29 protein-coding genes and 1 pseudogene are annotated in these 23,384 nt (G+C 37.8%); 25 read left to right on the forward strand and 5 right to left on the reverse strand.

What is annotated here, in order from left to right; all coding sequences use genetic code 11:
- Nucleotides 1–10: 10 nt before the first annotated feature.
- Together phnC and JCM9157_RS12900 are read left to right on the forward strand one after the other, a co-directional pair.
- The gene (phnC, locus tag JCM9157_RS12895) at nt 11–745 is read left to right on the forward strand and encodes a phosphonate ABC transporter ATP-binding protein (protein WP_035665237.1); all 735 of its coding nucleotides are present in this window, start codon (nt 11–13) and stop codon (nt 743–745) included.
- Nucleotides 746–879: 134 nt separating this feature from the next.
- Nucleotides 880–1,599 carry a hypothetical protein gene (locus JCM9157_RS12900; protein ID WP_035665238.1) on the forward strand — a complete coding sequence of 240 codons (720 nt, stop codon included), beginning with the start codon at nt 880–882 and terminating at the stop codon, nt 1,597–1,599.
- 89 nt (nt 1,600–1,688) lie between these two features.
- Here the strand turns inward: JCM9157_RS12900 and selD are convergent, their stop codons facing one another.
- Nucleotides 1,689–2,738, reverse strand: coding sequence for a selenide, water dikinase SelD (selD, locus tag JCM9157_RS12905; RefSeq protein ID WP_081734170.1), 1,050 nt, complete (start codon nt 2,736–2,738; stop codon nt 1,689–1,691).
- Between the two features lie 177 nt (nt 2,739–2,915).
- On the opposite strand from selD, the pseudogene JCM9157_RS12910 reads away from it, so the two are divergent.
- From JCM9157_RS12910 to JCM9157_RS12920, 3 genes and pseudogenes are all read left to right on the forward strand, one after another.
- Nucleotides 2,916–3,107: pseudogene (locus tag JCM9157_RS12910) on the forward strand (Rdx family protein); the annotation flags it as partial.
- Nucleotides 3,108–3,203: 96 nt separating this feature from the next.
- Nucleotides 3,204–4,613, forward strand: a complete 1,410-nt coding sequence (gene selA, locus JCM9157_RS12915; protein WP_035665242.1) for an L-seryl-tRNA(Sec) selenium transferase — start codon at nt 3,204–3,206, stop codon at nt 4,611–4,613.
- Between the two features lies 1 nt (nt 4,614).
- A complete protein-coding gene (locus JCM9157_RS12920) occupies nt 4,615–5,106 on the forward strand; it encodes an acyl-CoA thioesterase (protein WP_035665243.1) in 492 nt (163 codons plus the stop codon).
- A 274-nt stretch (nt 5,107–5,380) separates the two neighbouring features.
- On the opposite strand, the gene JCM9157_RS12925 is transcribed toward JCM9157_RS12920, so the two are convergent.
- Complete coding sequence (locus tag JCM9157_RS12925) at nt 5,381–5,518, reverse strand: small acid-soluble spore protein P (RefSeq protein WP_035665245.1); 138 nt, start codon at nt 5,516–5,518, stop codon at nt 5,381–5,383.
- A gap of 111 nt (nt 5,519–5,629) precedes the next feature.
- Here JCM9157_RS12925 and JCM9157_RS25770 point away from each other — a divergent pair, with 111 nt between their 5' ends.
- A complete protein-coding gene (locus JCM9157_RS25770) occupies nt 5,630–5,758 on the forward strand; it encodes a hypothetical protein (protein WP_268870950.1) in 129 nt (42 codons plus the stop codon).
- A 44-nt stretch (nt 5,759–5,802) separates the two neighbouring features.
- Here the strand turns inward: JCM9157_RS25770 and JCM9157_RS24420 are convergent, their stop codons facing one another.
- Nucleotides 5,803–5,934 (reverse strand): small acid-soluble spore protein O, encoded by a 132-nt coding sequence (locus JCM9157_RS24420; protein ID WP_148296866.1) that lies wholly within the window; start codon nt 5,932–5,934, stop codon nt 5,803–5,805.
- A 277-nt stretch (nt 5,935–6,211) separates the two neighbouring features.
- Between JCM9157_RS24420 and acnA the strand changes: the two genes are divergently transcribed.
- From acnA to JCM9157_RS12940, 6 genes are all read left to right on the forward strand, one after another.
- Entirely contained in the window at nt 6,212–8,929 is a 2,718-nt protein-coding gene (acnA, locus tag JCM9157_RS12930) for an aconitate hydratase AcnA (protein ID WP_035665246.1), read from the forward strand.
- Between the two features lie 155 nt (nt 8,930–9,084).
- Nucleotides 9,085–9,228, forward strand: coding sequence for a protein YpzF (gene ypzF, locus JCM9157_RS24920; protein ID WP_162831765.1), 144 nt, complete (start codon nt 9,085–9,087; stop codon nt 9,226–9,228).
- A gap of 76 nt (nt 9,229–9,304) precedes the next feature.
- Nucleotides 9,305–10,006, forward strand: a complete 702-nt coding sequence (locus JCM9157_RS12935) for a DUF421 domain-containing protein (protein ID WP_035665247.1) — start codon at nt 9,305–9,307, stop codon at nt 10,004–10,006.
- A gap of 56 nt (nt 10,007–10,062) precedes the next feature.
- The gene (locus tag JCM9157_RS24040) at nt 10,063–10,203 is read left to right on the forward strand and encodes an FbpB family small basic protein (protein ID WP_081734172.1); all 141 of its coding nucleotides are present in this window, start codon (nt 10,063–10,065) and stop codon (nt 10,201–10,203) included.
- Between the two features lie 47 nt (nt 10,204–10,250).
- Entirely contained in the window at nt 10,251–10,397 is a 147-nt protein-coding gene (locus tag JCM9157_RS24045) for an acid-soluble spore protein N (RefSeq protein ID WP_060475452.1), read from the forward strand.
- A gap of 169 nt (nt 10,398–10,566) precedes the next feature.
- Nucleotides 10,567–11,025 (forward strand): VanZ family protein, encoded by a 459-nt coding sequence (locus tag JCM9157_RS12940; protein ID WP_035665249.1) that lies wholly within the window; start codon nt 10,567–10,569, stop codon nt 11,023–11,025.
- A 59-nt stretch (nt 11,026–11,084) separates the two neighbouring features.
- On the opposite strand, the gene JCM9157_RS12945 is transcribed toward JCM9157_RS12940, so the two are convergent.
- Nucleotides 11,085–11,717: a TVP38/TMEM64 family protein gene (locus tag JCM9157_RS12945; protein WP_235714987.1), complete on the reverse strand. Its 633-nt coding sequence runs from the start codon at nt 11,715–11,717 to the stop codon at nt 11,085–11,087.
- 176 nt (nt 11,718–11,893) lie between these two features.
- Here JCM9157_RS12945 and JCM9157_RS12950 point away from each other — a divergent pair, with 176 nt between their 5' ends.
- From JCM9157_RS12950 to tlp, 5 genes are all read left to right on the forward strand, one after another.
- Complete coding sequence (locus tag JCM9157_RS12950; protein WP_035665252.1) at nt 11,894–12,094, forward strand: hypothetical protein; 201 nt, start codon at nt 11,894–11,896, stop codon at nt 12,092–12,094.
- 85 nt (nt 12,095–12,179) lie between these two features.
- Nucleotides 12,180–13,109 (forward strand): DMT family transporter, encoded by a 930-nt coding sequence (locus JCM9157_RS12955; RefSeq protein WP_035665253.1) that lies wholly within the window; start codon nt 12,180–12,182, stop codon nt 13,107–13,109.
- A 42-nt stretch (nt 13,110–13,151) separates the two neighbouring features.
- Complete coding sequence (locus tag JCM9157_RS12960; RefSeq protein WP_035665254.1) at nt 13,152–15,491, forward strand: AAA family ATPase; 2,340 nt, start codon at nt 13,152–13,154, stop codon at nt 15,489–15,491.
- Nucleotides 15,492–15,908, forward strand: a complete 417-nt coding sequence (locus JCM9157_RS12965; RefSeq protein WP_035665256.1) for an acyl-CoA thioesterase — start codon at nt 15,492–15,494, stop codon at nt 15,906–15,908.
- An 84-nt stretch (nt 15,909–15,992) separates the two neighbouring features.
- The gene (gene tlp, locus JCM9157_RS12970) at nt 15,993–16,229 is read left to right on the forward strand and encodes a small acid-soluble spore protein Tlp (RefSeq protein ID WP_035665259.1); all 237 of its coding nucleotides are present in this window, start codon (nt 15,993–15,995) and stop codon (nt 16,227–16,229) included.
- Nucleotides 16,230–16,288: 59 nt separating this feature from the next.
- Here the strand turns inward: tlp and JCM9157_RS12975 are convergent, their stop codons facing one another.
- Nucleotides 16,289–17,785, reverse strand: a complete 1,497-nt coding sequence (locus JCM9157_RS12975; protein ID WP_035665260.1) for an amidase family protein — start codon at nt 17,783–17,785, stop codon at nt 16,289–16,291.
- A gap of 123 nt (nt 17,786–17,908) precedes the next feature.
- Between JCM9157_RS12975 and JCM9157_RS12980 the strand changes: the two genes are divergently transcribed.
- The 8 genes from JCM9157_RS12980 (at nt 17,909) to JCM9157_RS13015 (ending at nt 23,361) form a co-directional block, all read left to right on the forward strand.
- On the forward strand, nt 17,909–18,220 hold the full coding sequence (locus JCM9157_RS12980) for a hypothetical protein (protein ID WP_035665261.1): 312 nt from the start codon (nt 17,909–17,911) through the stop codon (nt 18,218–18,220).
- Between the two features lie 49 nt (nt 18,221–18,269).
- Nucleotides 18,270–19,103, forward strand: a complete 834-nt coding sequence (gene nadE, locus JCM9157_RS12985; protein ID WP_035665263.1) for an NAD(+) synthase — start codon at nt 18,270–18,272, stop codon at nt 19,101–19,103.
- 140 nt (nt 19,104–19,243) lie between these two features.
- A complete protein-coding gene (locus JCM9157_RS12990; protein ID WP_035665264.1) occupies nt 19,244–19,753 on the forward strand; it encodes a DUF4352 domain-containing protein in 510 nt (169 codons plus the stop codon).
- Nucleotides 19,754–19,765: 12 nt separating this feature from the next.
- Nucleotides 19,766–20,614: a PHP domain-containing protein gene (locus tag JCM9157_RS12995; RefSeq protein ID WP_235714992.1), complete on the forward strand. Its 849-nt coding sequence runs from the start codon at nt 19,766–19,768 to the stop codon at nt 20,612–20,614.
- Between the two features lie 83 nt (nt 20,615–20,697).
- A complete protein-coding gene (locus JCM9157_RS13000) occupies nt 20,698–21,189 on the forward strand; it encodes a YajQ family cyclic di-GMP-binding protein (protein WP_035665267.1) in 492 nt (163 codons plus the stop codon).
- A 162-nt stretch (nt 21,190–21,351) separates the two neighbouring features.
- Nucleotides 21,352–22,479: an acyltransferase family protein gene (locus JCM9157_RS13005; RefSeq protein WP_052013128.1), complete on the forward strand. Its 1,128-nt coding sequence runs from the start codon at nt 21,352–21,354 to the stop codon at nt 22,477–22,479.
- A 19-nt stretch (nt 22,480–22,498) separates the two neighbouring features.
- The gene (locus tag JCM9157_RS13010; RefSeq protein ID WP_035665268.1) at nt 22,499–22,852 is read left to right on the forward strand and encodes a nuclear transport factor 2 family protein; all 354 of its coding nucleotides are present in this window, start codon (nt 22,499–22,501) and stop codon (nt 22,850–22,852) included.
- Between the two features lie 38 nt (nt 22,853–22,890).
- Nucleotides 22,891–23,361, forward strand: coding sequence for a GNAT family N-acetyltransferase (locus tag JCM9157_RS13015; RefSeq protein WP_035665269.1), 471 nt, complete (start codon nt 22,891–22,893; stop codon nt 23,359–23,361).
- The last annotated feature ends 23 nt before the right edge of the window (nt 23,362–23,384 follow it).

Consider the following 23,384-nt stretch of genomic DNA (forward strand, 5'->3'; position numbering starts at 1 on the left):
AGGGGTGCAAGTGTTAACAATTAATCATCTAAAGGTAAAATATCCGAAGGCTGAAGAGTATGCACTTCATGATATAAATCTTCGTTTTACTAAAGGAGAATTTATTTGTGTGTTAGGGAAAAGTGGGGCAGGTAAATCTACCTTCATTCGTGCGATTAATCGTCTTCAAGCACCAACATCAGGTGAAATTATTTGGGAAGGAAAAGATGTGACCCAATTGTCTGAGGCTAAAATGAGAGCTGTTCGTTCAGATATGGTTATGATTTTCCAACATTATAATTTAATCCCACGCATGACCGTTTTCCAAAACACATTAACAGGTTCATTTGGAAAACGCCCTCCTATTAAAAATTTACTAGGACTTTTTTCTGCACAAGAAAAACAACGAGCTTATGAAGCTCTGCATGAGGTCGGCTTAGAAAAACACATTTCTAAACGGGTAGAGGCATTGAGTGGAGGCCAAAAACAACGAGTTGGAATTGCTAGGGCCTTGTTACAAGATCCTAAATTAGTGCTTGGAGATGAGCCTGTCGCAAGTTTAGATCCTTCAACATCACGGAGAATCTTTGAACTTTTACAACGAATTCACCAGGAACGTCAATTACTGTCGATTATAAACGTGCACGATGTAAATTTGGCGAAAGAGTTTGCGACTAGAATCATTGCTTTTCGAGATGGGGAATTACTGTTTGACGGATCGCCTGAACAAGTTGATGACAGTATGTTTGCCGAAATTTATCAATAAAGAAGCTAATTCTTTTTAGAACTAGCTTCTTTTTGTTTGATATCGGGATAAAAAATAGATCCTTCGTCATAGAGAGAGTGTGGTAAAATATCGTTTGATCATGATTTCATGATCAAGAAAGGTAGAGGATAACCATGCAAAGGCAAAATCAACTCAAGTTTAAACTAAAATCAGCTTTTACTGGTAAGTTAGGTAATGTAGCTAGCGTCTTCGGAGCAATTATCATCTTGTATTTCTCGGTACAAAATGAAATTATTTTTCGACTATTTGTCATCTTATTTTTACTAGGTTCTAGCTATTATTTAAATAAAAAAATAAATGCAATTAAATTGAAAACTGATTCACCTATCATACCTAAAATACCGGTGGAAGAACTAGATAATCAACAGACGCAGATCTTTCAAAAAACGGTCTCGGAAAAAGAACAACAGTTAGAAAAAATTGATTTAGACAGGACACAATTGCTTGAGGAATTGTTTACGAAGGCAGAATTAGATGAGCTTGAAAAGAAAGCGTATCGAGAAAAAATCAAGCAAAAAGAATCAGAACGATCTTACATTCTTGAAGATCTTTTGATGGTTAAAGGCAAGTTCCAGCATGCTGTGCTGGAAACGAAGAAATATTTCGTGAAGCAAGATCCAATGAAAGAAGTTGCTGCTGCAATAGAAATGGACTACGTAGAAAATGCATCTATTGCTAAATTGAATGAAGAAGTGAAACAGATTATTTCCACATCATTGTCTAGCGCAACCGTTCAAGCGCTGTTGAAGGGGCACTATGTTGACGAAGAATACAACCTTACTCGTAGTGGCTATAAAGCTCTAGTGAAAGTGGTACAAGAAAAGGCGAAGTAGTATTCAGTCTTGAATAGACGCTTTGAAAACAAATGTAAAAAGGCTTAGAGAATTGTTCTCTAAGCCTTTTTTTTATATGTTTGAGCAACTTATCTCACAATAATCGGCTTACTTTGTTTTTCTGTTACTTGTCCAATTATCGTTGCGAATGCTCCGGCTTGCTGCATACTAGCCACATATTGCTCTGCTTCAGTTGCAGGTAAACTAATTAGTAACCCACCTGAAGTAATGGCGTCGCATAAAATGCTTTTTTCAACTGAGGTAATGGAATCACCATATTCCACACAGCCTTCAAGCCAGCGCTCATTCGCTTTTGAACCACCTGGAACGATCCCTCTTTCTGCTAAATCACGCGTTCCGTCAAGCATTGGAACTTGATTCATCACTAGTTCAAATGTGATATCACTACCGTTCGCCATTTCGTAGCTATGACCAAGTAAACCGAAACCAGTAACATCAGTTACCGCATTTGGATGTAAACCTTCGAGCAATTCTGCTGCTTGTTTGTTTAACAAAGCCATTGTGTCTGTTACAGCCTGCTCTTGTTCAGCAGTTACAGCCTCGCGCTTAATTCCAGTTGTTAATATCCCGACTCCAATTGGTTTAGTTAACACAAGAGAATCGCAAGGTTTGGCCCCAACGTTTTTAAAGATTCGGTCTGGGTGAGCAAGACCTGTTACAGAAAGACCAAATTTAGGCTCTTGGTCATCAATGGAATGGCCGCCGACAATAATGGCTCCTGCTTCTTTTGTCTTATCAGCTGCCCCACGCAGAATGTCTGCTAGAATCTCTGGTGGCAGTTTCTTGATTGGGAATCCAACAATGTTCATGACTGTAGTCGGTTTTCCGCCCATTGCATAAACATCGCTAAGGGCATTGGCTGCTGCAATCTGACCAAACATATAGGCGTCATCAACTACAGGAGTAAAATAGTCTACCGTTTGGATCATCGCTAAATCATCAGTTAGGCGATAAGCCCCTGCATCATCACATGTATCTAAACCAACTAATAAATTTGGATCGTGATTTTGTTTAGGTAAATGACGCAAAACTTGCGCCAGGTCTTCAGGACCAATTTTGCATCCTCAACCAGCTTTAGTTGAGAAAGAAGTTAAACGAATTTCTTCCTTTTTGTCCATGTTAGGACACCTCCTAATGTAAACAGTTCGAACACATATAGTTTGTCTATAATGACATAATTTTTGCATCCTTCTTTGTCTTATCCTACAATAGAATTGAAAACAAAGTAAAGGAGATTGATTTGGATGGAATTTAAAGTAACAATAGAATTTTGTATGATGTGAAACTATGCACCAAAAGCCGTGAGTGTCACGGATGAGTTGCTTGACCACTTTCGTGGAAAGGTTAAAGAAGTAAACCTGATTACAAGTAGTGGAGGCGTGTTTGAAGTTACTGTTAATGGGCAAAAAATATATTCAAAAAAAGAAACAGGTAAATTTCCTGCTGCAAAGAAAATTATTGATTTAATGGAACAAATGAACGATTAAGTAAGGGTGTTCATATATCTGGCCTTTGTTAAAAGTTAAGTAAGCTTAGGTCAGATTTTTTTAATGATGCCCTCAAATTGATAAAGGGGGCTTATTATGGTGAATCATGTTTTAAGACAAATTCCTGCAATTCATGAATTGCAACAAGACAAACGATTTAATGAATTGGCAAAGAATTATAGTGTTTCAAAATCTAAGTTGACAGAGTGGTTACAAGAGGCGGTTGCTGATATCAGACGGGGAGTTCTCGCTGAATTGGTCGATTTAGAGAATTTAGAAGTAGTTGGTATAGATGATGTTATTTTCTCAAGTTTATCAGAACGTCTTAGTCACCATTCCTCTTTTAAGCTAAGAAGAGTGATTAATGGTACAGGTACGGTGTTACATACGAACCTTGGTCGCGCGAAGCTAAGCGAAGGAGCCATCCGGCGAGTAGTAGAAACAGCTTTTTCCTATTCTAATTTAGAGTATAACCTTACAGAAGGAAAAAGAGGTTCGCGCCATGAGTTAATTGAAGAACTTGTGCAAGAGGCAACGGGTGCAGAGGCTGCGATGGTTGTCAATAACAATGCTGCAGCTGTTTACCTTGTCTTAAAAGCACTAGCTAAACATAAAGAAGTGATTGTTTCTAGAGGTGAGTTAGTAGAGATCGGGGGCTCTTTCCGTGTTTCTTCGATTATGGAAGAAAGTGGAGCAGAGTTAGTTGAGGTTGGTACGACAAACAAAACACATCTTTATGATTATGAGCAAGCAATCACAGAACAAACAGCAATGATTATGAAGGTACATACAAGCAATTTTAAAATTATTGGATTTACAAAAGAAGTGTCGATTCAAGATTTACAACCCCTTGCAAGTCAATCTGATCTTATTTTGTATGAAGATCTAGGTAGTGGAGCTCTTTATGATTTAAGAAAACATGGAGTTGGTAATGAACCGACGGTATCTGAGGCATTAGCTAGAGGTGTGGACATCGTGACGTTCAGTGGGGACAAGCTTCTAGGTGGGCCTCAAGCAGGAATTATTGCAGGAAAGAAAAAGTGGATTGATCAGTTGAAGAAGCATCAGTTAGCTCGCGTATTACGAGTCGATAAAATGACATTAGCTGCTTTAGAAGCCACTTTAAAAGAATATCGAAATGAGGAAACGGTCGTTGAATCTTTGCCCACTCTTCAAAGCATTTTGCTTTCAAAGGAGAAAGTTGAAGAAAAAACCATTCATTTTCAAGCTAAATTAAGCCCGTTTTGGCAAACAGAGATGAGGGATGGAGTTTCTCAAGTTGGTGGAGGAACGATGCCTGAGGTAGAGTTACCGACCAAATTAATATTATTGTCTTCACAAGCAATTAAAGCACAACTTATTCACGATAAGCTAAGGCAAGGGTCACCCGCGATTATCTCTCGTATCATAAATGAGAAAATTGCTCTTGATTTTAGGACGATTACTTTCAATGAAATAGATGAAGTCATAAATCGGTTAACGGAGATAGAAAAGGAGTTGAGTTAATTTGCAACAGGGGAAAAAAACGTCGGATTCAAAAACGGTATTGACCGATATTGTCCTACCGCCAGATACAAATTTTCACGGAACGATTTTTGGAGGGAATGTCATGGCTTATATTGATAAGGTGGCATCCATTGCTGCGATGAGGCATTCTCGCTCGATGGTCGTTACAGCTTCAAGTGATAGCTTAGATTTTATTTCACCAGTCAAAACAGGCGAGGCAATTTGCCTGGAAGGGTATGTGTCGTTTACGAGAAAAACATCAATGGAAGTGTTTGTAAAAGTGGAAGCCGAAGATCTATTAACAGGTGAGCGTAGGCTAACGGCCACTTCTTACTTAACTTTTGTGGCACTTGATGATCAAGGAAAACCGACTCCAGTACCTCCTGTCATTCCGGAGACTGAACAAGAAAAATGGCACTATGATGGAGCAGAAGAGCGTTTTCAACAAAGAAAGAAAAGAAGACAACAACGGTTGGAACGGAAAAATATATAAGTATTTAAATTAGTTACTTCAAGACAGATTTTGAAGAGGCTGGGACATAGCTACGAACGATGCAGAACCTTAGCGGAGGAAATATACGAAGACTCCTGCGGGATCAAAAGGCAAGGGTGAGACCCCGCAGTGCGTAAGCACGAGGAGGCTCACCAGCCGCCCGCGGAAAGCGAAGTGTATTTCCGGAGCGATTGCTACCTGAAACCGTTTATCGTTCGATTCTCGTTATTAAAAACTCTTTTGTCCCATCCTCTTTAAAATTGTGAACTTGTGATTAACCTTCACCGTTTGATTGGCTAACCTGGTTATGTTTTTTAACTTTTTTTGATCCGCTTAATGGCTCTGGTTGACCAGAAGCTGCATTTTTGGGTTGATTTCTACGTTGATCTTTTGACGTGTTTTTTTCAGTCATGACCATCCCTCCTCTATTTCTGTAGTATGTCGGGAAAAGGCTTTGCTATACGCATATTCTTAGCTTAGAAACGCATGCTAGTATGGAGCTCTTGCCAAGGGGGACATTGTCATGCCACTTTCAGAAAAAGAAAAGGTCATGCAAGCTGGAAGGAGAGCAGTAGCGAAAGCTCGGGAACAACTTGGAAATATTAATACACATGAAGCGGACCTTCAAGCTAAGGAGAAGCCTCATAAATAATTAGAGGGTATTCAATCAACAATTGAATACCCTCTTTGCTTTTTTTACTGACGTTTTTTCGTTTTCTTATTGTTTTGACGCTCCATTTCAGTTAATGGTTCATTGATATTGTTATCTGGCATTTTATCGCCTTCAATAATTCTTTTATCGTTTTCATGTGATCGTTGCTTAGCCATGTGAACACCTCCCATTTTTCATTACTTTTTGTTATGTGGGTTCGTTTTATACGAACTGGTCAAATTAAAATGACTAGTGAAATGTTTTAGCAGAAAATGATTAATTTGAAAAAAATATATTTATTCTTTAGATAACATTTGATATTCTATAGAGGGACTGTTTTTGTCGATTCTTTTAAGCGCTTTCTAAAATCGCTAAGATCGACGGGCTAGTCGGTCTGTTTTAGACAATATGTACATTTTAAGGTATTATAGTCTTGTGAAGGAGGGTTTACATATGTCAAAGAAAAATGATGTTTTTAAAGCAAGATCATCCTTTTCTCTGGATGGAAAAACAATTAACTATTACTCTTTAAAAGCTTTAGAAGATGCTGGATTGGGCAATGTATCAAATCTACCTTATTCAGTAAAGGTTTTACTAGAATCCGTTCTTCGTCAATATGATGGTTATGTTATTAAAGAAGAGCATGTAACAAACCTTGCGAAGTGGGGAACAGATGAACTGAAAGATATCGATGTTCCGTTTAAGCCATCTCGTGTAATTTTACAAGATTTCACTGGAGTACCAGCAGTTGTTGACCTTGCTTCTTTACGTAAAGCAATGGCTGACCTTGGTGGAGACCCAGATCAAATTAATCCTGAAATTCCTGTTGACTTAGTTATTGACCACTCTGTACAAGTTGATAAAGCTGGTACGATGGATTCATTAGATTTCAACATGAATTTAGAATTCCAACGTAACGAAGAGCGCTATCAATTCCTTAGCTGGGCTAAAAAAGCGTTTGATAACTACCGTGCTGTACCACCAGCAACAGGTATCGTTCACCAAGTTAACTTAGAGCATATCGCTAATGTTGTTCACGCGGTTGAACAAGATGGCGAAACAGTTGCTTTCCCTGACACGCTTGTTGGTACTGACTCTCATACAACGATGATTAATGGTATCGGTGTACTAGGTTGGGGTGTAGGTGGTATCGAGGCAGAAGCAGGAATGCTTGGACAACCTTCATACTTCCCAGTTCCAGAAGTAATCGGTGTTAAACTTACAGGTTCACTTCCAAGTGGAACAACAGCTACTGACATCGCTTTAAAAGTGACTCAAGTATTACGTGAGAAAAAAGTAGTTGGTAAGTTTGTTGAGTTCTTCGGTCCTGGTCTTGCAGAAATGCCACTAGCTGACCGTGCAACAATTTCAAACATGGCTCCAGAGTACGGCGCAACATGTGGTTTCTTCCCAGTTGACGTTGAAGCTCTTAATTACATGCGTCTAACAGGCCGTTCAGAAGAGCAAATCAAGCTTGTAGAAGCTTATTGCAGAGCTAATGGATTGTTCTATGTAGCTGGTGAAACACCTGATCCAACTTATACAGATACAGTAGAAGTTGACCTTAGTGAAATCGAAGCGAACCTTTCTGGTCCTAAGCGTCCACAAGATTTAGTTCGTCTTTCTGATATGCAAAAATCTTTCCGTGATGCAGTTGTAGCTCCTCAAGGAACTCAAGGTCTAGGCCAAACAGAAGCGGAATTCGATAAAAAGGTACCAGTTAAGTTTAAAGATGGTCGCGAAACAGTTATGGAAACTGGTTCAATTGCGATCGCAGCTATTACAAGCTGTACGAATACTTCTAACCCATACGTTTTAATCGGAGCAGGTCTTGTTGCGAAAAAAGCGGTTGAGTTAGGTTTAGAGGTTCCAGAGTTTGTAAAAACATCTTTAGCTCCTGGTTCAAAAGTAGTAACAGGTTACTTAACTGATTCTGGACTTTTACCATACCTTGAAAAGTTAGGTTATAACCTAGTTGGTTACGGCTGTACGACTTGTATCGGTAACTCTGGTCCATTAGAAGATGAAATTGAAGAAGCGATTGCTGCTAGTGACTTAACAGTAACTTCAGTTCTTTCAGGTAACCGTAACTTCGAAGGGCGTATCCACCCATTAGTGAAAGCAAACTATCTTGCTTCACCACCTTTAGTAGTTGCTTATTCTTTAGCAGGTACTGTGGATATTGATCTTCAAAATGATCCAATTGGAAAAGACCAAAATGGTAAGGATGTATTCTTTGCTGATATCTGGCCTACAGCAGATGAGATTTCTAAAGTTGTTTCTGAAACAGTTACACCTGAGTTGTTCCGTCGTGAATACGAAAATGTATTCAGCAGCAACCCTCGTTGGAACGAAATCGAAACAACGGATGATGCTCTTTATAAGTGGGATGCAGAGTCAACTTACATTGCTAACCCTACATTCTTTGAAAACTTATCTCCAGATCCTGAAGATATCAAACCGCTTAACGAGCTTCGTGTAATTGGTAAGTTCGGTGACACTGTTACAACTGACCATATTTCACCAGCTGGTGCAATTGGTAAAGATACACCTGCAGGTAAGTATCTAATTTCTAAAGGTGTTGAGCCTAAAGACTTTAACTCTTACGGATCTCGTCGTGGTAACCACGAAGTGATGATGAGAGGTACTTTTGCAAACATCCGTATCCGTAATCAGATCGCTCCTGGTACAGAAGGTGGATTCACAACTTACTGGCCTACTGGCGAAGTGATGTCAATTTACGATGCTGCGATGAAGTACAAAGAGCAAGAAACTGGTCTAGCTATCTTAGCTGGAAAAGATTACGGAATGGGAAGCTCGCGTGACTGGGCTGCTAAAGGAACAAACCTTCTTGGCATTAAGACAGTTATCGCTGAAAGCTATGAGCGTATTCACCGTAGTAACCTTGTTCTTATGGGTGTTCTTCCACTTCAATTTAAAGAAGGCGAAAGCGCTGAGACACTTGGTTTAACAGGTGAAGAGGCCATTTCTGTAGCAATCACAAATGATGTGAAACCACGTGATATCGTGAAAGTAACAGCAACAGATAAAGCTGGTAAGAAAACTGAATTTGAAGTAGTTGCTCGTTTTGATAGTGAAGTTGAAATGGATTACTACCGTCACGGTGGTATTTTACAAATGGTACTTCGCAACAAGCTTGCTAACAAATAATATTGTCAAAAACCTTCATTCTTTATCTCAAAGAATGAAGGTTTTTTTGTGTCCGAAATAAATTTCATATACCGTATTTATGAAAAAAATGGATTTATAGAGATCAGAAAGTTGCACATCCTAAAAAAGATATTTTAGGAAATGGAGGGATTCAATTGGGTCGTCAGAAAAAAGGAAATGCAAATGCACAAAGAAATAACAATGCTAAAAAACAAGGCAAAGACAATCACCCTGAAACAGGATTTGAATCATACGCAGAAAGAGAAGCTGAAAAAATGAGTCGTAATCAACATTCGTAATTTAAATAAAAACCAAGTCTAGATTCTGGACTTGGTTCGCTTACTTTAAATGAGAGGGTAAACGGAGGGGATTTCTTTGTTTGATTTTTGGCAAGGCGCTGAAGGATTACCTGTTTATGGTTATATGATTCGCGCTACAATCGTGTACTTTTATATCTTTTTTATTGTAAAAGTTCTTGGTCAACGATCTATGAGTTCCATTGATGCACTTGATTTTATCTTCGGTGTCGTTATCGGGGATATACTCGGAGAGCCACTTACTGATGGTGAGTTACCACTAGCTGGACCTGTTGGTGCTGCAGCAATGACAGCGGGGTTACATCTTGGCTTGTCTGTTTTGGCATTAAGAGCCCCTCGTTTTAGAAGAATTATTGAAGACGAACCCGTTATTCTTATGCGTCATGGGAAAATATTGCATAAGGAGTTAAAGAAAGCAAAGATCACATTAGAAGCATTTTTAATGGACTTAAGGTTGAATAATGCCAATGATCTTTCAGAAGTAGATTATGCAATTTTAGAAATGAATGGATCCATTAGTGTCATTAAGAAATCCAACTATGAAAGTGTCACGTTAAATGACCTTGATAAAAATGTTCCATCAAAAGGATACACTTCTGTTTTAATTGAGGATGGTCATATTATTGAAGCGAATGTCAAGAAGTTTGGAACGCTAGATTGGTTACGAGATCAAGTTCAGCAAAAAGGATTTGCTAATGTTAAGGAAATCTTTGTGATGACAATAGATGAAACGGGTAACATCTACGTTAGTCCTAAATAATGTATAAAAACACTCCTTTCTGACTAGAATGGTCATAAAACAAAGGAGTGTTAATCATGAGAAGAGTCAGAAAATTATCATTTGAGGAATTAGTTAGAGAAAATAAAGAAAAATTATTGAATGACAAAGAAGAGCTTGATCGTTTAGAAGAACGCTGGGAGCAAAGAAGATCGTCTGTGAAACAAATTGAAATGTGAATAGCTTTGCTTTTTAGAGGTAACCTAGTGATAGGGAGGGGTTACTTATGAAAAGCAATAGCACAAAGTCAAATTTCGCTCAATTTCGTCCAGATCATCTAGGAACACAACCTGTGAAGGCTAAGGCGAATAATGGGAAAAAAATGGCGCAAAAAAGTAATGAGCAACCTGATTATATTCCTCCTAAAGGATAAAGAGGTAAAACCCTGTAGCAAGATTGCTACAGGGTTTTTTAGGTCTTTAGAAAAAAGATTTCATTTTATCAAAGAAAAAAGTTGTCGACTTAAAAGGCTTGTCATAGAATGAGAAAGACGAAATAATAAAAGAAGTTGATGTCATGCATGAGGGGGTAGGGGAGAAAACATGAGACATCAGAAATGGTTGAAGCTTTTTTTGTTGGTGAGCTATTTAGCCGCCTTATTTTATGTAACATTATTAGCATGGAACTATGGTGCTTCACTTGGACCAGCAGGACCAGGGGGAAGAAATTATAACCTAATCCCATTTCGAAGCATTTACCGGATTGCTGTTTTTAGTCCAACTATAAACGATCCTTTGAGAATATTAGTAGGAAATGTCATTTTGTTTATGCCTTTAGGATTTTTATTACCAACGGTTTGGAAGAAGGCGAGACGCTTTAGTTTTATTCTGCTGGCAGGATTCTTACTTTCTCTATTGATTGAAGTGAGCCAGTTTTTATTCACTCACAGAGTGGCAAATGTAGATGATGTCATTTTAAATACACTAGGAGCAATGATTGGCTATTTAATCTTTTCTTGTGTTTTTTGGTTAAAAAAACGAATTGTCTATATACATACATAAACAAGAGGGTGTCTAAAGGTTATTGTTTAACCTGAGACATCCCTCTTGTTTTATCTGTATTAAGCTTGTTTTTCTTTTAACGTCATTCGGTTAAAAAAGGTAAAGCCAATATAAACAACTAACAGAAAGAGTCCGTAAAAGAAAGCGACCAAAAGCAACCCTTTAGGATCAGTAACGATTGCATTTCCAACTGTTGCAAATAAAATCATAGAAGGAATTTTCCCCAAAGATGAGGCGACTGAGTAACGCAAGAAACTAACCCGACTCAATGCAGAGTATATATTGACAATGATTGAAGGGATAAAAGGAATAAGTCTCGACAAGAATATAGTCATAAAAGCATTGCTTTCAAACAATTTTGTTAGTTTGGAAAGACTTTTATATTTATGGAGCCACTGTTTCCCCCAGTCTTGATAACCATAACGCACGAATGCAAACATTAAAATTGAAGCTAGTGAAGAGCCGACCCATGTAACGAGGCTTCCTGCAGCAGGTCCATAAGCAGCTCCAAGCACTCCGCCGATAATAGGATATGGAATTATAGGGAAAAGGGCGAAAAAAGTTGAAAGCAAGGCCGTGACTAACATATACTCAGTGCCACCTTGACGAATCCAATTCAATAACGCTTCCCCATATAAATACATCAGTACAGCAATAATGACATAACTAAAAAATACGATGCTTTTCTTCATAATACCTTCCTCTCTACCTCCTCATTTTCTCATATTTTTGCTCGGAATTCCCCATTAAAATGATAACGTTTCTTGAAATTTTCAAGTCACCGACTTAGGTTATGATTGTTCTTTTCTAAATTCCATATATCTGTTAAAATGTTAGAACTAAGTTGATAGAAGAAAAAGGTGTAGTTATGATTAGGCTGTTAACGAGTTTCATGTTGTTTTATTTTTTTATACCAAATCAAATAAGTGCATTTACTATCGTAGCAAATGGGGTTGTGGACAATGAAACAGTTACCTCATCGGTTGGTCGATTGCTCTTTCCTATTGTGATAACTGCAGTCATTGCACTCATTGTTGGAATTAAACATCTCGTAAAAAAGAAAAAATAAGCTGGTTTTAAAGGGAAAGGATCGTTAATTAATCATTCCTTTCGTTTTTATTATTATTTCGTTACTCGAAGAAAGAAGGACTTACATGGATCGTAAAAAACAGTGGATGATTTACGGAATGCTTACATTAGCGACAAGTACGTGGGGAAGTGCTTTTATAGCTGGAAAAATAGCGATAGAAAGTTTTGAGCCAGCTACAATTTCATTTCTTCGTTTTTTCGGTGCCGCAATTCTATTATTTCCGATTATGTGGTTAGTAGAGAAGAATATTCCAAGGATTACGAAAAGAGATTGGTTTTTATTTGCGCTTCTTGGCATAACAGGAATTGCCATTTATAATATCTGCTTCTTTTTAGCTAGCAAACATGCCCCCGTGATTAAAAGTTCTCTGTTTATTGGGGCAAATCCGATGCTAATCATGCTTTTATCAGGATTGATTCTAAAAGAAACGATAACGAAGCGAAATGTAATTGGACTCTTACTTGCTTTTGCTGGCGTAGTTACGATCGTCACGGAAGGAGATCTCTCCGTAATTATAAGCTTTCAGTTTGAACCGATTGACTTCATTTTGCTAGGGGCGGTTATTACATGGGCACTATATAGTGTGATCGGACGAATTGTGTTAAGGAAATTTAGTTCGATAGTGTCAACTACTTATGCTGTTGGATTTGGTTCACTATTTCTATTGCCTTTTTCAATCCTTGAGAAGCCTTGGGAGAGTCTAGCGACTAGTACTTGGTCTTCATGGCTAGCGATCGCACATATGAGTGTATTCGTTACGGTTCTTGGATTTATTTTATACTATTATGGGATTCAACAAATTGGAGCAGCCAAAGCATCGATCTTTATAAACGTGATGCCAGTCTCGGCTGTTATTATGGCGACTGTCTTTTTAGGAGAGACTTTAACTATAGCAACGATGATCGGAGCTGTATTTGTCATTTCTGGTGTTTATGTTGGAACGTCTGTTAAACGTACGAAACGATCAACTACTGTTCATGCAAAGATAGGTTAGCCGTGGTAGAATGAGGGCGTGAAACGAGAAAGTGGGGTAAGAATGCTACAGCAAAAATGGACAATAGATAAAATTCAAGATTGGCTTGAAAAAATAGATAAAGGTATGATCACTTTTCAAGAGGGAAAAGCCTGGGAGATACTTTGGCAACTAGATCAAGTCGAATGGGTTGATGGAGAGCAGAGTCAACATAAGGCTCAGCTTTTCGCAATGCTTGCTAAAGCTAGATACGATCGCATTGGGAAGATTGATCCTTTGGTTGAACGTTGGACAAACGAAGCTTTACAAAAGAATCACTCATCTGTGATTGCCCACGAATTACGAGTAGAGATGTTAATTAATTTTTTGAAAAGCATCCCGATTCCTAATAAATTTCCTCCGATACGAGAAACGGATCATAGTTCAGCCAAGAAACAGACTGCAAAAGAATATGAAGAAATAGCGGAACGCTTTTTCAATTATTATGAAACATACAAAGAAATGAGCACAGAGGTACAAGATTCTTTGCCATTTATATCTGAAAATTCTAATGCGAAATTAAAATTGTTATCAGATCTTATTGAACAGTTTCAATCTCCCTTTGACTCTATTTTAAAAGCAGTTAGACAATATGCTAGCTCAGTGCAGGGTGTTTACTATTCAGCCACACAGTTTCAAGAAGTGGCTAAAGCAACTAGTGAAATTGAACAATTAATGGGACGTTGGAATGCTGAACGAGCAAATGAGCTTCAGTCAAAAGAGCAATCAGCTTTACAAGAATTAAAAGCAATGATTGGTTTAGAAGAGATTAAAGAGCGTGTGAGAGAATTATACCAATTTCTTCATTATCAAAAAGAAAGAATGAGACAAGGCTTTCAAGCTAAAGACAGTATTAACTTACATATGATTCTCCAAGGAAATCCAGGAACAGGAAAAACACACCTTGCAAGATTAATAGCGAAAATTTACAACGAGCTGGGTTTATTAGATCGAGATGAAGTGCATGAGGTTGATCGTTCTCGTCTTGTCGGGGCTTTTGTCGGTCAAACCGAAGAAAATACTTTAAAGGCGATTGAGGAAGCAAAAGGTGGTGTTCTTTTTATTGATGAAGCTTATACATTAAAAAGAACAGGCGCAGCGGGAAATGATTATGGCCAAACCGTTATTGATACGTTAGTTTCGGCCATGACAAGTGGGAAATATGCAGGCACATTTGCTGTTATTTTAGCAGGATATCCAGAAGAAATGAGAAGTTTCTTAAGAGCCAATCCAGGGTTAAGGAGCCGTTTCCCTGATCAAAATCAGTTGGAACTCGTGAATTACTCTTTAGAAGAGTTAGTGCAAATCGGGGAACAAGTAGCAATTGAAAATGATTATATATTAACGATCGAAGCAAAACGAGAGTTCATGAAAAGAATAGAAAAAGCCCAAGTAGATGAAAGTTTTGGCAATGCAAGAACAGCTAAAAATATTATTTTAGACGCTATTTTCCAAAAAGGTGCTCGGATGTCCCTTGAAAATCCTCAAACCGATGATTTTGTATTTCTCGAAGCAAATGATTTCAAAGGAAAGAGTCCAACTAAGATTGAATTATCGGCAAGGGATGAGTTAGACGATTTAATTGGGCTTGAACAAGTAAAAAAGGAAATAAATCAATTAACTTCTTTTGTTCACATTCAACAACTAAGGCGTGAAAAAGGAATGAAGACTCTTCCTTTGCAAGTTCATTCTGTTTTCACAGGAAATCCTGGAACTGGAAAAACAACGGTAGCTAAATTATACGCTAAATCATTAAGAGAGATTGGTTTATTAAAACGTGGTCACTTAGTCGTTGTAAGCAGGGCTGATTTAGTTGCTGGTTATGTCGGTCAAACTGCTCAGAAAACAAAAGAAAAAGTAAAAGATGCCGTTGGTGGCGTATTGTTTATAGATGAAGCTTATTCTTTGCTTTCAAAAGGACAAGGGGACTTTGGTAAAGAAGTAATTAACACTTTGATTCAACAAATGACAGAATACGAAGAGAATTTAGCTGTTGTGCTAGCGGGATACGGTGAAGAAATGGAAGAACTGTTGAGTAGCAATCCTGGATTACGTTCTCGTTTTAAAAAACATATTTCTTTTCCTGATTATGGTCAATCAGAATTATTGAAAATCATTTTGTTACGGGCGAATCATGCTGGTTACCAATTCGGAGCAGAAGTAAAAGAAACACTTACTAAATTATTACCAGAAGCGGGGCATGCTGGTAATGGACGCTTTGCGGTTGATATATTTGACCAGCTCGCTCAGACGCAGTCTTTACGGTTGTCAGATCGCCTCGAGAATGAACAACTAGACGTCGAAGAGTTGTCTACCATCAAGGAAGAAGATGTTCTACAAGTACTAGGAAACAGGGGGATATAAATGTTTATTTCAAAAAGGGAAATTCAAGTTTTGTATGCAGATACGGATATGATGGGAGTCATTTATCACGCGAACTATTTAAAGTATTTTGAACTAGGTCGTGGAGGAATGGTTGAAGATGTAGGTTACAGTTACATTGAGATGGAAAATGCCGGGTATTATGCGCCGGTTTATGATGTAACTGCGACTTATAAAAAGCCACTTCGTTATGGCGACAAGGCTTTTGTGAAAACGTGGATTGAGTTAAATGACGGAATTAAGACCATTTATGGCTATCAAGTGGTTAATGGACAAGATGAATTATGTGTAGAAGGAACAACGACACACATTATTGTAAAAAAGGAAACATTTAAGCCTACATCATTTAAAAAAGCTTTTCCTGAGTGGTTTTTAAAATATGAAGAAATAAAGAAATAATTAATGGACAGGTATTAAGTTTTCTGACAACATCCATACTAAGCTTGCGCTATATGCGCCAGTAAATGTAGAGGGGTAATAAAGATGGCTAAACCTGATAACCGTAATGACAATGTTGAAAAACTGCAACAAATGAAGAAAAACACAGAACACAATATTGAAGCAGCAGAAGAGTCTTTAGTTCATACAGAGATGAAGGATGAACAAAAGCAATCCATTAAGCAAAAAAATCAACGTCGTGTTGAAAGTATTCGTGGCTTCGAAGCGGAAATTGCTGACGAAATGCAAGCTCGAAAAAATGGATACAAAAACGAGCAATAATTAAAGGGTTTATAAAAGTTCCCCGAAAGACCAAAACAGGTTTTTGGGGAACTTCTCTATTACGCAGTGATAATAGGCTTTACCCAAGCAGATGATTGCTCTAATTGTCCTGCTAATTGATACAACAAAGACTCTTTTCCCCGTGCAGCCATAACCTGTACGCCACAAGGCAGGCCTTCTCTTGTTTGGTATAACGGTAAGCTCATGGCTGGTTGACCAGTCAGATTAGCTAACTGAGTGAAAGGAGTTTTCTCTAAGCTTTTTATAGCTAACTGATCTACAAAAGCAGTTTTTTTCAATATAGCTCCTAGTCCTAATTTACTCACAATGGAAATCATTTTTCTCTCGTAATTTTTTAAGGCAAGTTCCCCGATTTTTGCAGGAGGAAATGCGGTTGTTGGCGTTAGATATAAATCGTAGGTTTCATGAAATGCTTCCATTGCAAAAGCAGCTTTATCCCACTCACGTAAGCCAAGTACAAATTCCTCTGCCGTTGTTGCCTTATCTAGCAACCCTAATAACCAAGTCGTAGGCTCTACATCTTTTTGGGCTACTTTCCTTCCTAATTGTTCCGCTGCTAAAGAAAGAGTTGCAGCAACTTCTCCGAAATACATAGTTAAATAACTTTTAGCGAGAGTCTGTCCATTTACCGGAGCGCTTTTTTCGACGACATGATGGCCTGCGTCTTCCAACATTTGAACACAGTTCAACACTGCTTGTTTGCAGTCTGAGTGAACCTCTGTATCTAAAGGAGATTGAACAGAAAAAGCAATCGTTAAAGGCTTCGAAATCAATTTCTGTGTTGAAGATAAGAATGAAGTGGTTGAATTGCTTGTATGGAATGCAGCGCCTTTTTCTGAACCTTGAATTGCGTCAAGCATGGCTGCGCTATCACGTACACTTCTTGAGAGAATGTGATCGACCGAAGCTCCTTGCCAATGACGACCGTATGACGGGCCAGTGGGGGTTCTTCCACGCGTCGGCTTAAGACCAAACAAACCACAGTAGGCAGCCGGTATTCGAATAGACCCACCTCCATCATTGGCCCCAGCAATTGGAACCATTCCTGATGCAACGGCCGCTGCAGAGCCACCGCTTGAACCGCCTGGTGTATAATCGTGATTCCGAGGATTTCGAGTTGGTCCGTATAATGTAGGTTCAATAATCCCCATAAGAGCCAGTTCAGGCACATTCGTCTGACCGATGAAAACGGTACCTGTTTTTCTAAGACGTTTCACGAATTCTGAATCGTCTTTAGCGATATTGTGTTGAAATAATAATGAACCTGAAGTAATCGTCTGGCCCTTGATTTCTTGCGTTATATCTTTTAAAAGCATCGGAACTCCGGCAAAAAGGTGATGGTCTGTATATGATGTTTCTCTAGATTCTTTTTTAGCCAATTCATAAAATGTATTAATAACAGCATTTAAAGAAGGATTCTCTGTCTCAATCTGAGCAATCGCTGCTTCGATCAATTCCAGTGAGCTCACTTCTTTACTTTTAACGAGTGAAGCCAAACCTAAGCCGTCAAATTGCGTATATTCTGAAAATGACATGATGACGCCCCCTTTTTTTTATCATAATACAAAATAAGAACGAACGGGTACCGTTCTTTGTAACTAGCAAAGAAGTTGTTTGAACTGTTATAATCAAAACAAATGGAATGATGGAGGAGTAGTATGGCTTTTGGTCTTACAAGATTAAAGTTGGATGAATGGAAAACAAAAGCCGATAACGGGGAGATTGCTTTTTTAACTCACTACTGGATAGATGAACGTTTTCCTGAGTGTACGACGGTTACAAAAGTGGCTTGTGCTGATTTAAACAAACTCATTCAATGGGGAGAACAGTACGGACTTAGACCAGAGTGGATTCACACAAGAGATCAATATCCTCATTTTGACTTACTTGGTGAAAGACAAATAGATGTGTTAACAAAAGAAGGAAAGTTGGATCAGCTCGAACATCTTGGGTATGACTTCCAACGATAGTGTTATTGTTGTTATAATAAGGGTATTGGAATGTTAGGAGGAATACATAATGACTACGAAGCAAGAAGCTATTATGGCAGATTTACAAACAAAACCATCTATTAACCCGAAGGATGAAATTCGTACAAGGGTAGATTTTTTGAAAAATTATTTACTACATACAGGAGCCAAAGGCTATGTTTTGGGGATTTCAGGTGGACAAGATTCTACATTAGCGGGTAAATTGGCGCAAACAGCTATTAATGAATTAAATGATGAATCAAATGAGGCGAGCTTTTCTTTTTATGCAGTAAGACTTCCATACGGTGTTCAAAAAGATGAAGAGGATGCTCAAGATGCCATTCGTTTTATCGCACCAACAAAAGCTATTACAGTTAATATAAAAGCGGCAGTAGATGCTTCAGTAGATGCATTTGGCGCAGCAACAAATGGGGAGAAACTATCCGATTTTAATAAAGGGAATACGAAAGCACGTGAACGAATGAAAGCTCAATATGACCTAGCTGCTCATTTCGGTTGCTTAGTTATTGGAACAGATCATGCTGCAGAAGCGATAACTGGATTTTTTACGAAACATGGTGATGGTGCTTGTGACCTTGCTCCATTATTTGGATTAACTAAGAGACAAGGCAGAGCTTTATTAAAAGAGCTTGGTGCTCCTGAACATTTATATTTAAAAGAGCCTACAGCTGATTTAGAAGATCAAAAACCGGGATTGCCTGATGAGGTTGCTTTAGGTATGACCTACGACCAACTAGATGATTATCTTGAAGGAAAAACCGTTGATCCAGAAATCACTGCGAAAATTGAAACACGCTATGATAACACGGAGCATAAGCGCCAAACACCTGTGACGATTTTTGATTCTTGGTGGAAAAAATAAATTACTGTCATAATAACTCGTCTCTCATCATACATTTGTTAGAGTGTCTGGTCATAATGGATAAAACCTGATTGGATATTTACTAGCTAAACTACTTAAAAGTATGTTCAATATGAATGACTGATTAAGGAGAGAAAATGATGCAAGGGAAAGTGGTTTTATTACTAAGCTTAGTTACGTGTTTACTGTTGCTTGGCGGCTATTACGGTTTTCAATACTTTCAATCTGGTCAATCCCCGGCGTTAGCTATAAGTGATTCTGTGGAAGAGACTATAGAATCAAAGGGTTCTGGGGATGTTCGTTTCATTAATGGAATAGGAATTACATTAAATGAAGTTAGAGTAGAAGAAATTTTAGAGGATGAAGGAAACCAGATTGTATTCGTGGACTTACAATTCGATAATGAAAGAGAAACGGTTTATGAATTCTCTTCTTATAAAATTACGTTAGTCGATAAAGAGGGATTTGCCTATAGTATGGATACATCCATTGAGACCAGAGGGATCTTAGGTGGTCAACTACATCCAGGTCGAACAAATCGCGGGGAAGTAGCTTTTGTTGTACCTATTGGATCTGAATACGAACTCGTATACACCGATCACTTACGTACAGGACAAGTTACGTGGCAAGTAACTTTAGACGAGGAATGAGGATAAATAAATATGAATCATAATAGTGATCTTCATATGCACTCTACAGCTTCAGACGGTGGTTATTCACCGTCTGAATTAATGAAAAAGTGTAAGGACGTTCAGTTAAAAATCGTTTCGTTAACGGACCATGATAGTGTCGATGGACTTGAAGAAGCGATTCAAACAGGAGAAAAGTTGGGGATTCAGGTTATACCAGGTATTGAATTTTCAACAAAATATAAAGGGAAAAGTGTACATATTTTAGGGTATCAGTTTGATTGGAAAGATGAAGAGCTTCAACGGATGCTTGCTTTACAAAAGCAATTAAGAAGAGAGCGCTTAGATACTATCATTGAAAAATTAGCAAAAATTAATCTTTTTATTGAACCAGAACAAGTGATTAAACATACAGATGGAGGAAGCATCGGACGTCCACATGTAGCAAAAGCTTTGATTGAGGCTGGTTATGTCAAAGATGTGGCAGAAGCATTTGATCGTTTTTTAGCAGAAGGACAAGCTGGTTATGTTGAAAAATCTAGGGAAATGTCGGTGAAAGAGGCCATTGATTGGATTCACGGTACAAATGGAATTGCGATCGTTGCCCATCCTGATTATTACGGAGTTGATGGAGATTTTATTGACTGGGTTAGGGAATGGGGCCTCGATGGAATTGAAATTTATCACCGTGATCATGACGAAGAAACAGTTAAACGTTATGAAGAACTGACCGAAGCCATTGAAAGCGAGCTTGGGGTAACACTTTACCGAACGGGAGGGTCTGATTTTCATCATGAGGAATACGGACGTGTTCGTGAACCCCTAGGGATAACAAGGCTATCAGATGCATTAGCTCAGAAGGTTGCTAACATCCGTACATAACTACATTCGCTTTAGTTACAGTTGCTCACATATATTGTTTTACCTATAATAGAAGAATATGATATCCGGAGGTTTGTTGAATTATGGCTAAAGAAAGTTCGTTTGATATTGTTTCAAAAATTGATATGTCAGAAGTAACCAATGCGGTTACTATGGCGACAAAAGAAATCTCAACGCGTTATGACTTTAAAGGAAGTAAGAGTAGCGTCACATTAGAAAATGAAGAGCTTGTGTTAATTTCTGATGATGAATATAAATTAGAGCAACTGAAAGATGTTCTAATAACAAAGTTAATCAAGCGTGATGTATCTGTAAAAAATCTAGATTATGGCAAGATTGAAGGCGCTTCTGGTGGAACTGTACGTCAAAGAGCAAAGTTAATTCAAGGAATTGACAAGGAAAACGCCAAAAAGATAAATACGATCATTAAAAATAGTGGAGTCAAAGTAAAAAGTCAAATTCAAGATGATCAAGTTCGTGTAACTGGAAAAAACCGTGATGATTTGCAAGCAATCATCGCAGCAATTAGAGGAGCCAATCTTTCTATTGATGTTCAGTTTATTAATTACAGATAAATAAACAAAAATCTGACTTAAGTCTTAAGAGACTTAGGTCTTTTTTTTGTGAGAGTATTCTAATAGGAGTGAACCTGTAGTAAAATATGGAAGATCTTAACTATTGTAGAAAAATAAAGACATTTTAAAATGGTGACAATCTGGAAGGAATGGGGTAGATTCATGCACGAACATAGACGTTATGACCTAGATTGGATTCGTGTAATCGCTACGTTAGCAGTGTTCTTTTATCATTGTTCGATGTTCGTAAATCCGTTCCCGTGGCACATCAAAAATAATGAACTTAATTCTACTAGCATTTTGGTTTTTTCACTTTTTCTTGGTTTATGGATTATGCCTATTTTTTTTGCTGTATCTGGGATTAGTACTTTCTATGCATTAAAGCAAAAGCAAATGAAGGGTTATATAAAAGAAAGGTTTCAGAGATTAGCGATTCCCCTTATTTTTGGGGTTTTCGTACTCGCCCCTCCTCAAGTCTATATCGAAAAAATTTACTATCATCAATTCAATGATTCATTTTTACGTTTTATCCCAAGGTACTTTGATGGATTATATTTAGAAATTGGTGGGGCTGGAAACTTTGCCTTCTTTGGATTACATTTATGGTTTTTACTTGTACTATTGGTTTTTTCCGTATTAGCTCTCCCTTTATTTGTTTTATTGAGAAAATGTTCATTTAAAAGACTTCATTTTGTATTATTGCCGAGTTTGTTAGTTGGAACAGGCTTCGTTAAAACTCAAAATTTAGGAGGGTGGGATCTTCTTTTCTACCTGGTTCTTTTTCTATATGGTTATTATTTTATCTTGAGTGATGATTTTAGGAGAGCATTACAATCTCAAATAAAAATTTATTTCATTTTGGCTGTTAGTTTAACGATTGTTTATGTTATTTGGTTCCTCAAAGGATCGTTAGTTACAAATAGCGCTCAAGGAATCATCTTTCACGGTATTCAGACCCTTTCAAGCTGGAGCTGGTTGTTAGTCATTTTTTCTTTAGCGAATAAATATTTGTCTTTTTCTAATCGTTTTTTAACATATGGAAGTGAAGCTTCAATGCCGTTTTACGTACTTCATCAACCTGTCATCGTCTTTTATGGTTTTCTTATTTACGACCTAACTTGGCCGACGACAATTAAAATACTTTTCCTATTAACCGTATCTTTTATTACAATCATGGTTACTTATCACTTTTTGATTCGGAACGTAGCTGTGTTAAGAGTTGTTTTCGGTTTGAAGAAGAAACGACCTATAGGAGAGTCGACCACGCCGAAAATGGTGACACTTAGTTAAGTAGCTTAGGAGGACTAAAATGAATGAATCAGATTTATATAATCATTTAATAGAGTTGGAACAAACTCTATTAAAGCCTGAGGTAAGACTATCATCAGAAGCTCTTGATGAGTTATTAGCAGATGATTTTTTGGAGTTTGGAAGTTCCGGCATTGTTATTGACAAAGAGGACTGTTTAGGAGAAGGGGGAGTCGGGGCATTAAAGATGACTTTGTATGATTTTAAAGTGTCTTCTTTAGCTCCAGATGTTGCTCAGACTACTTATCGTGTTTTTGATGAAACGAGAAATCGTCATACGTTAAGAAGTTCAATTTGGCGATACCGGGATAATAAATGGCAAATGTTTTTTCATCAAGGGACTATTTCAAAATAGAACGGCTAAAATGGGTGATAGATTTAGGGGGGCTGTAAGTGAAATTAAGGACAATCGCAGAAGGAGATTATGAGAAAATTAAACCACTCATTAATCATTGGTGGGGAGGAAGAGAGATGGCACATTTACTACCAAAACTGTTTTTTACTCATTTTAATAACACAAGCTTTATTATTGAAAAAGATAGACAAGTAGTTGGTTTTTTAATTGGTTTTTTATCACAAACAAATTTGTCTGAGGCGTATATTCACTTTGTAGGTGTTCATCCCGAATATAGAAATCAGAATATAGCAAGGGGTCTTTATCAGGCTTTTTTTGATCAGATTATAGATTTCGGACGAACAAATGTGAAGTGCATTACTTCACCTGTAAATAAAACGTCCATCGCCTTTCATACAAAGATGGGGTTTAGTATTGAAGATGGAGACAGTGAAGTCAACGGTATCGCGGTTTCGAAAGATTATGACGGTCCTGGACAAGATAGGGTTTTATTTGTAATAAATCTCTAATATTGTTAAATGTAAGATTGGAA

This window comes from Halalkalibacter akibai JCM 9157 (assembly GCF_000513135.1).
GTDB classification, from domain to species: domain Bacteria; phylum Bacillota; class Bacilli; order Bacillales; family Bacillaceae_D; genus Halalkalibacter; species Halalkalibacter akibai.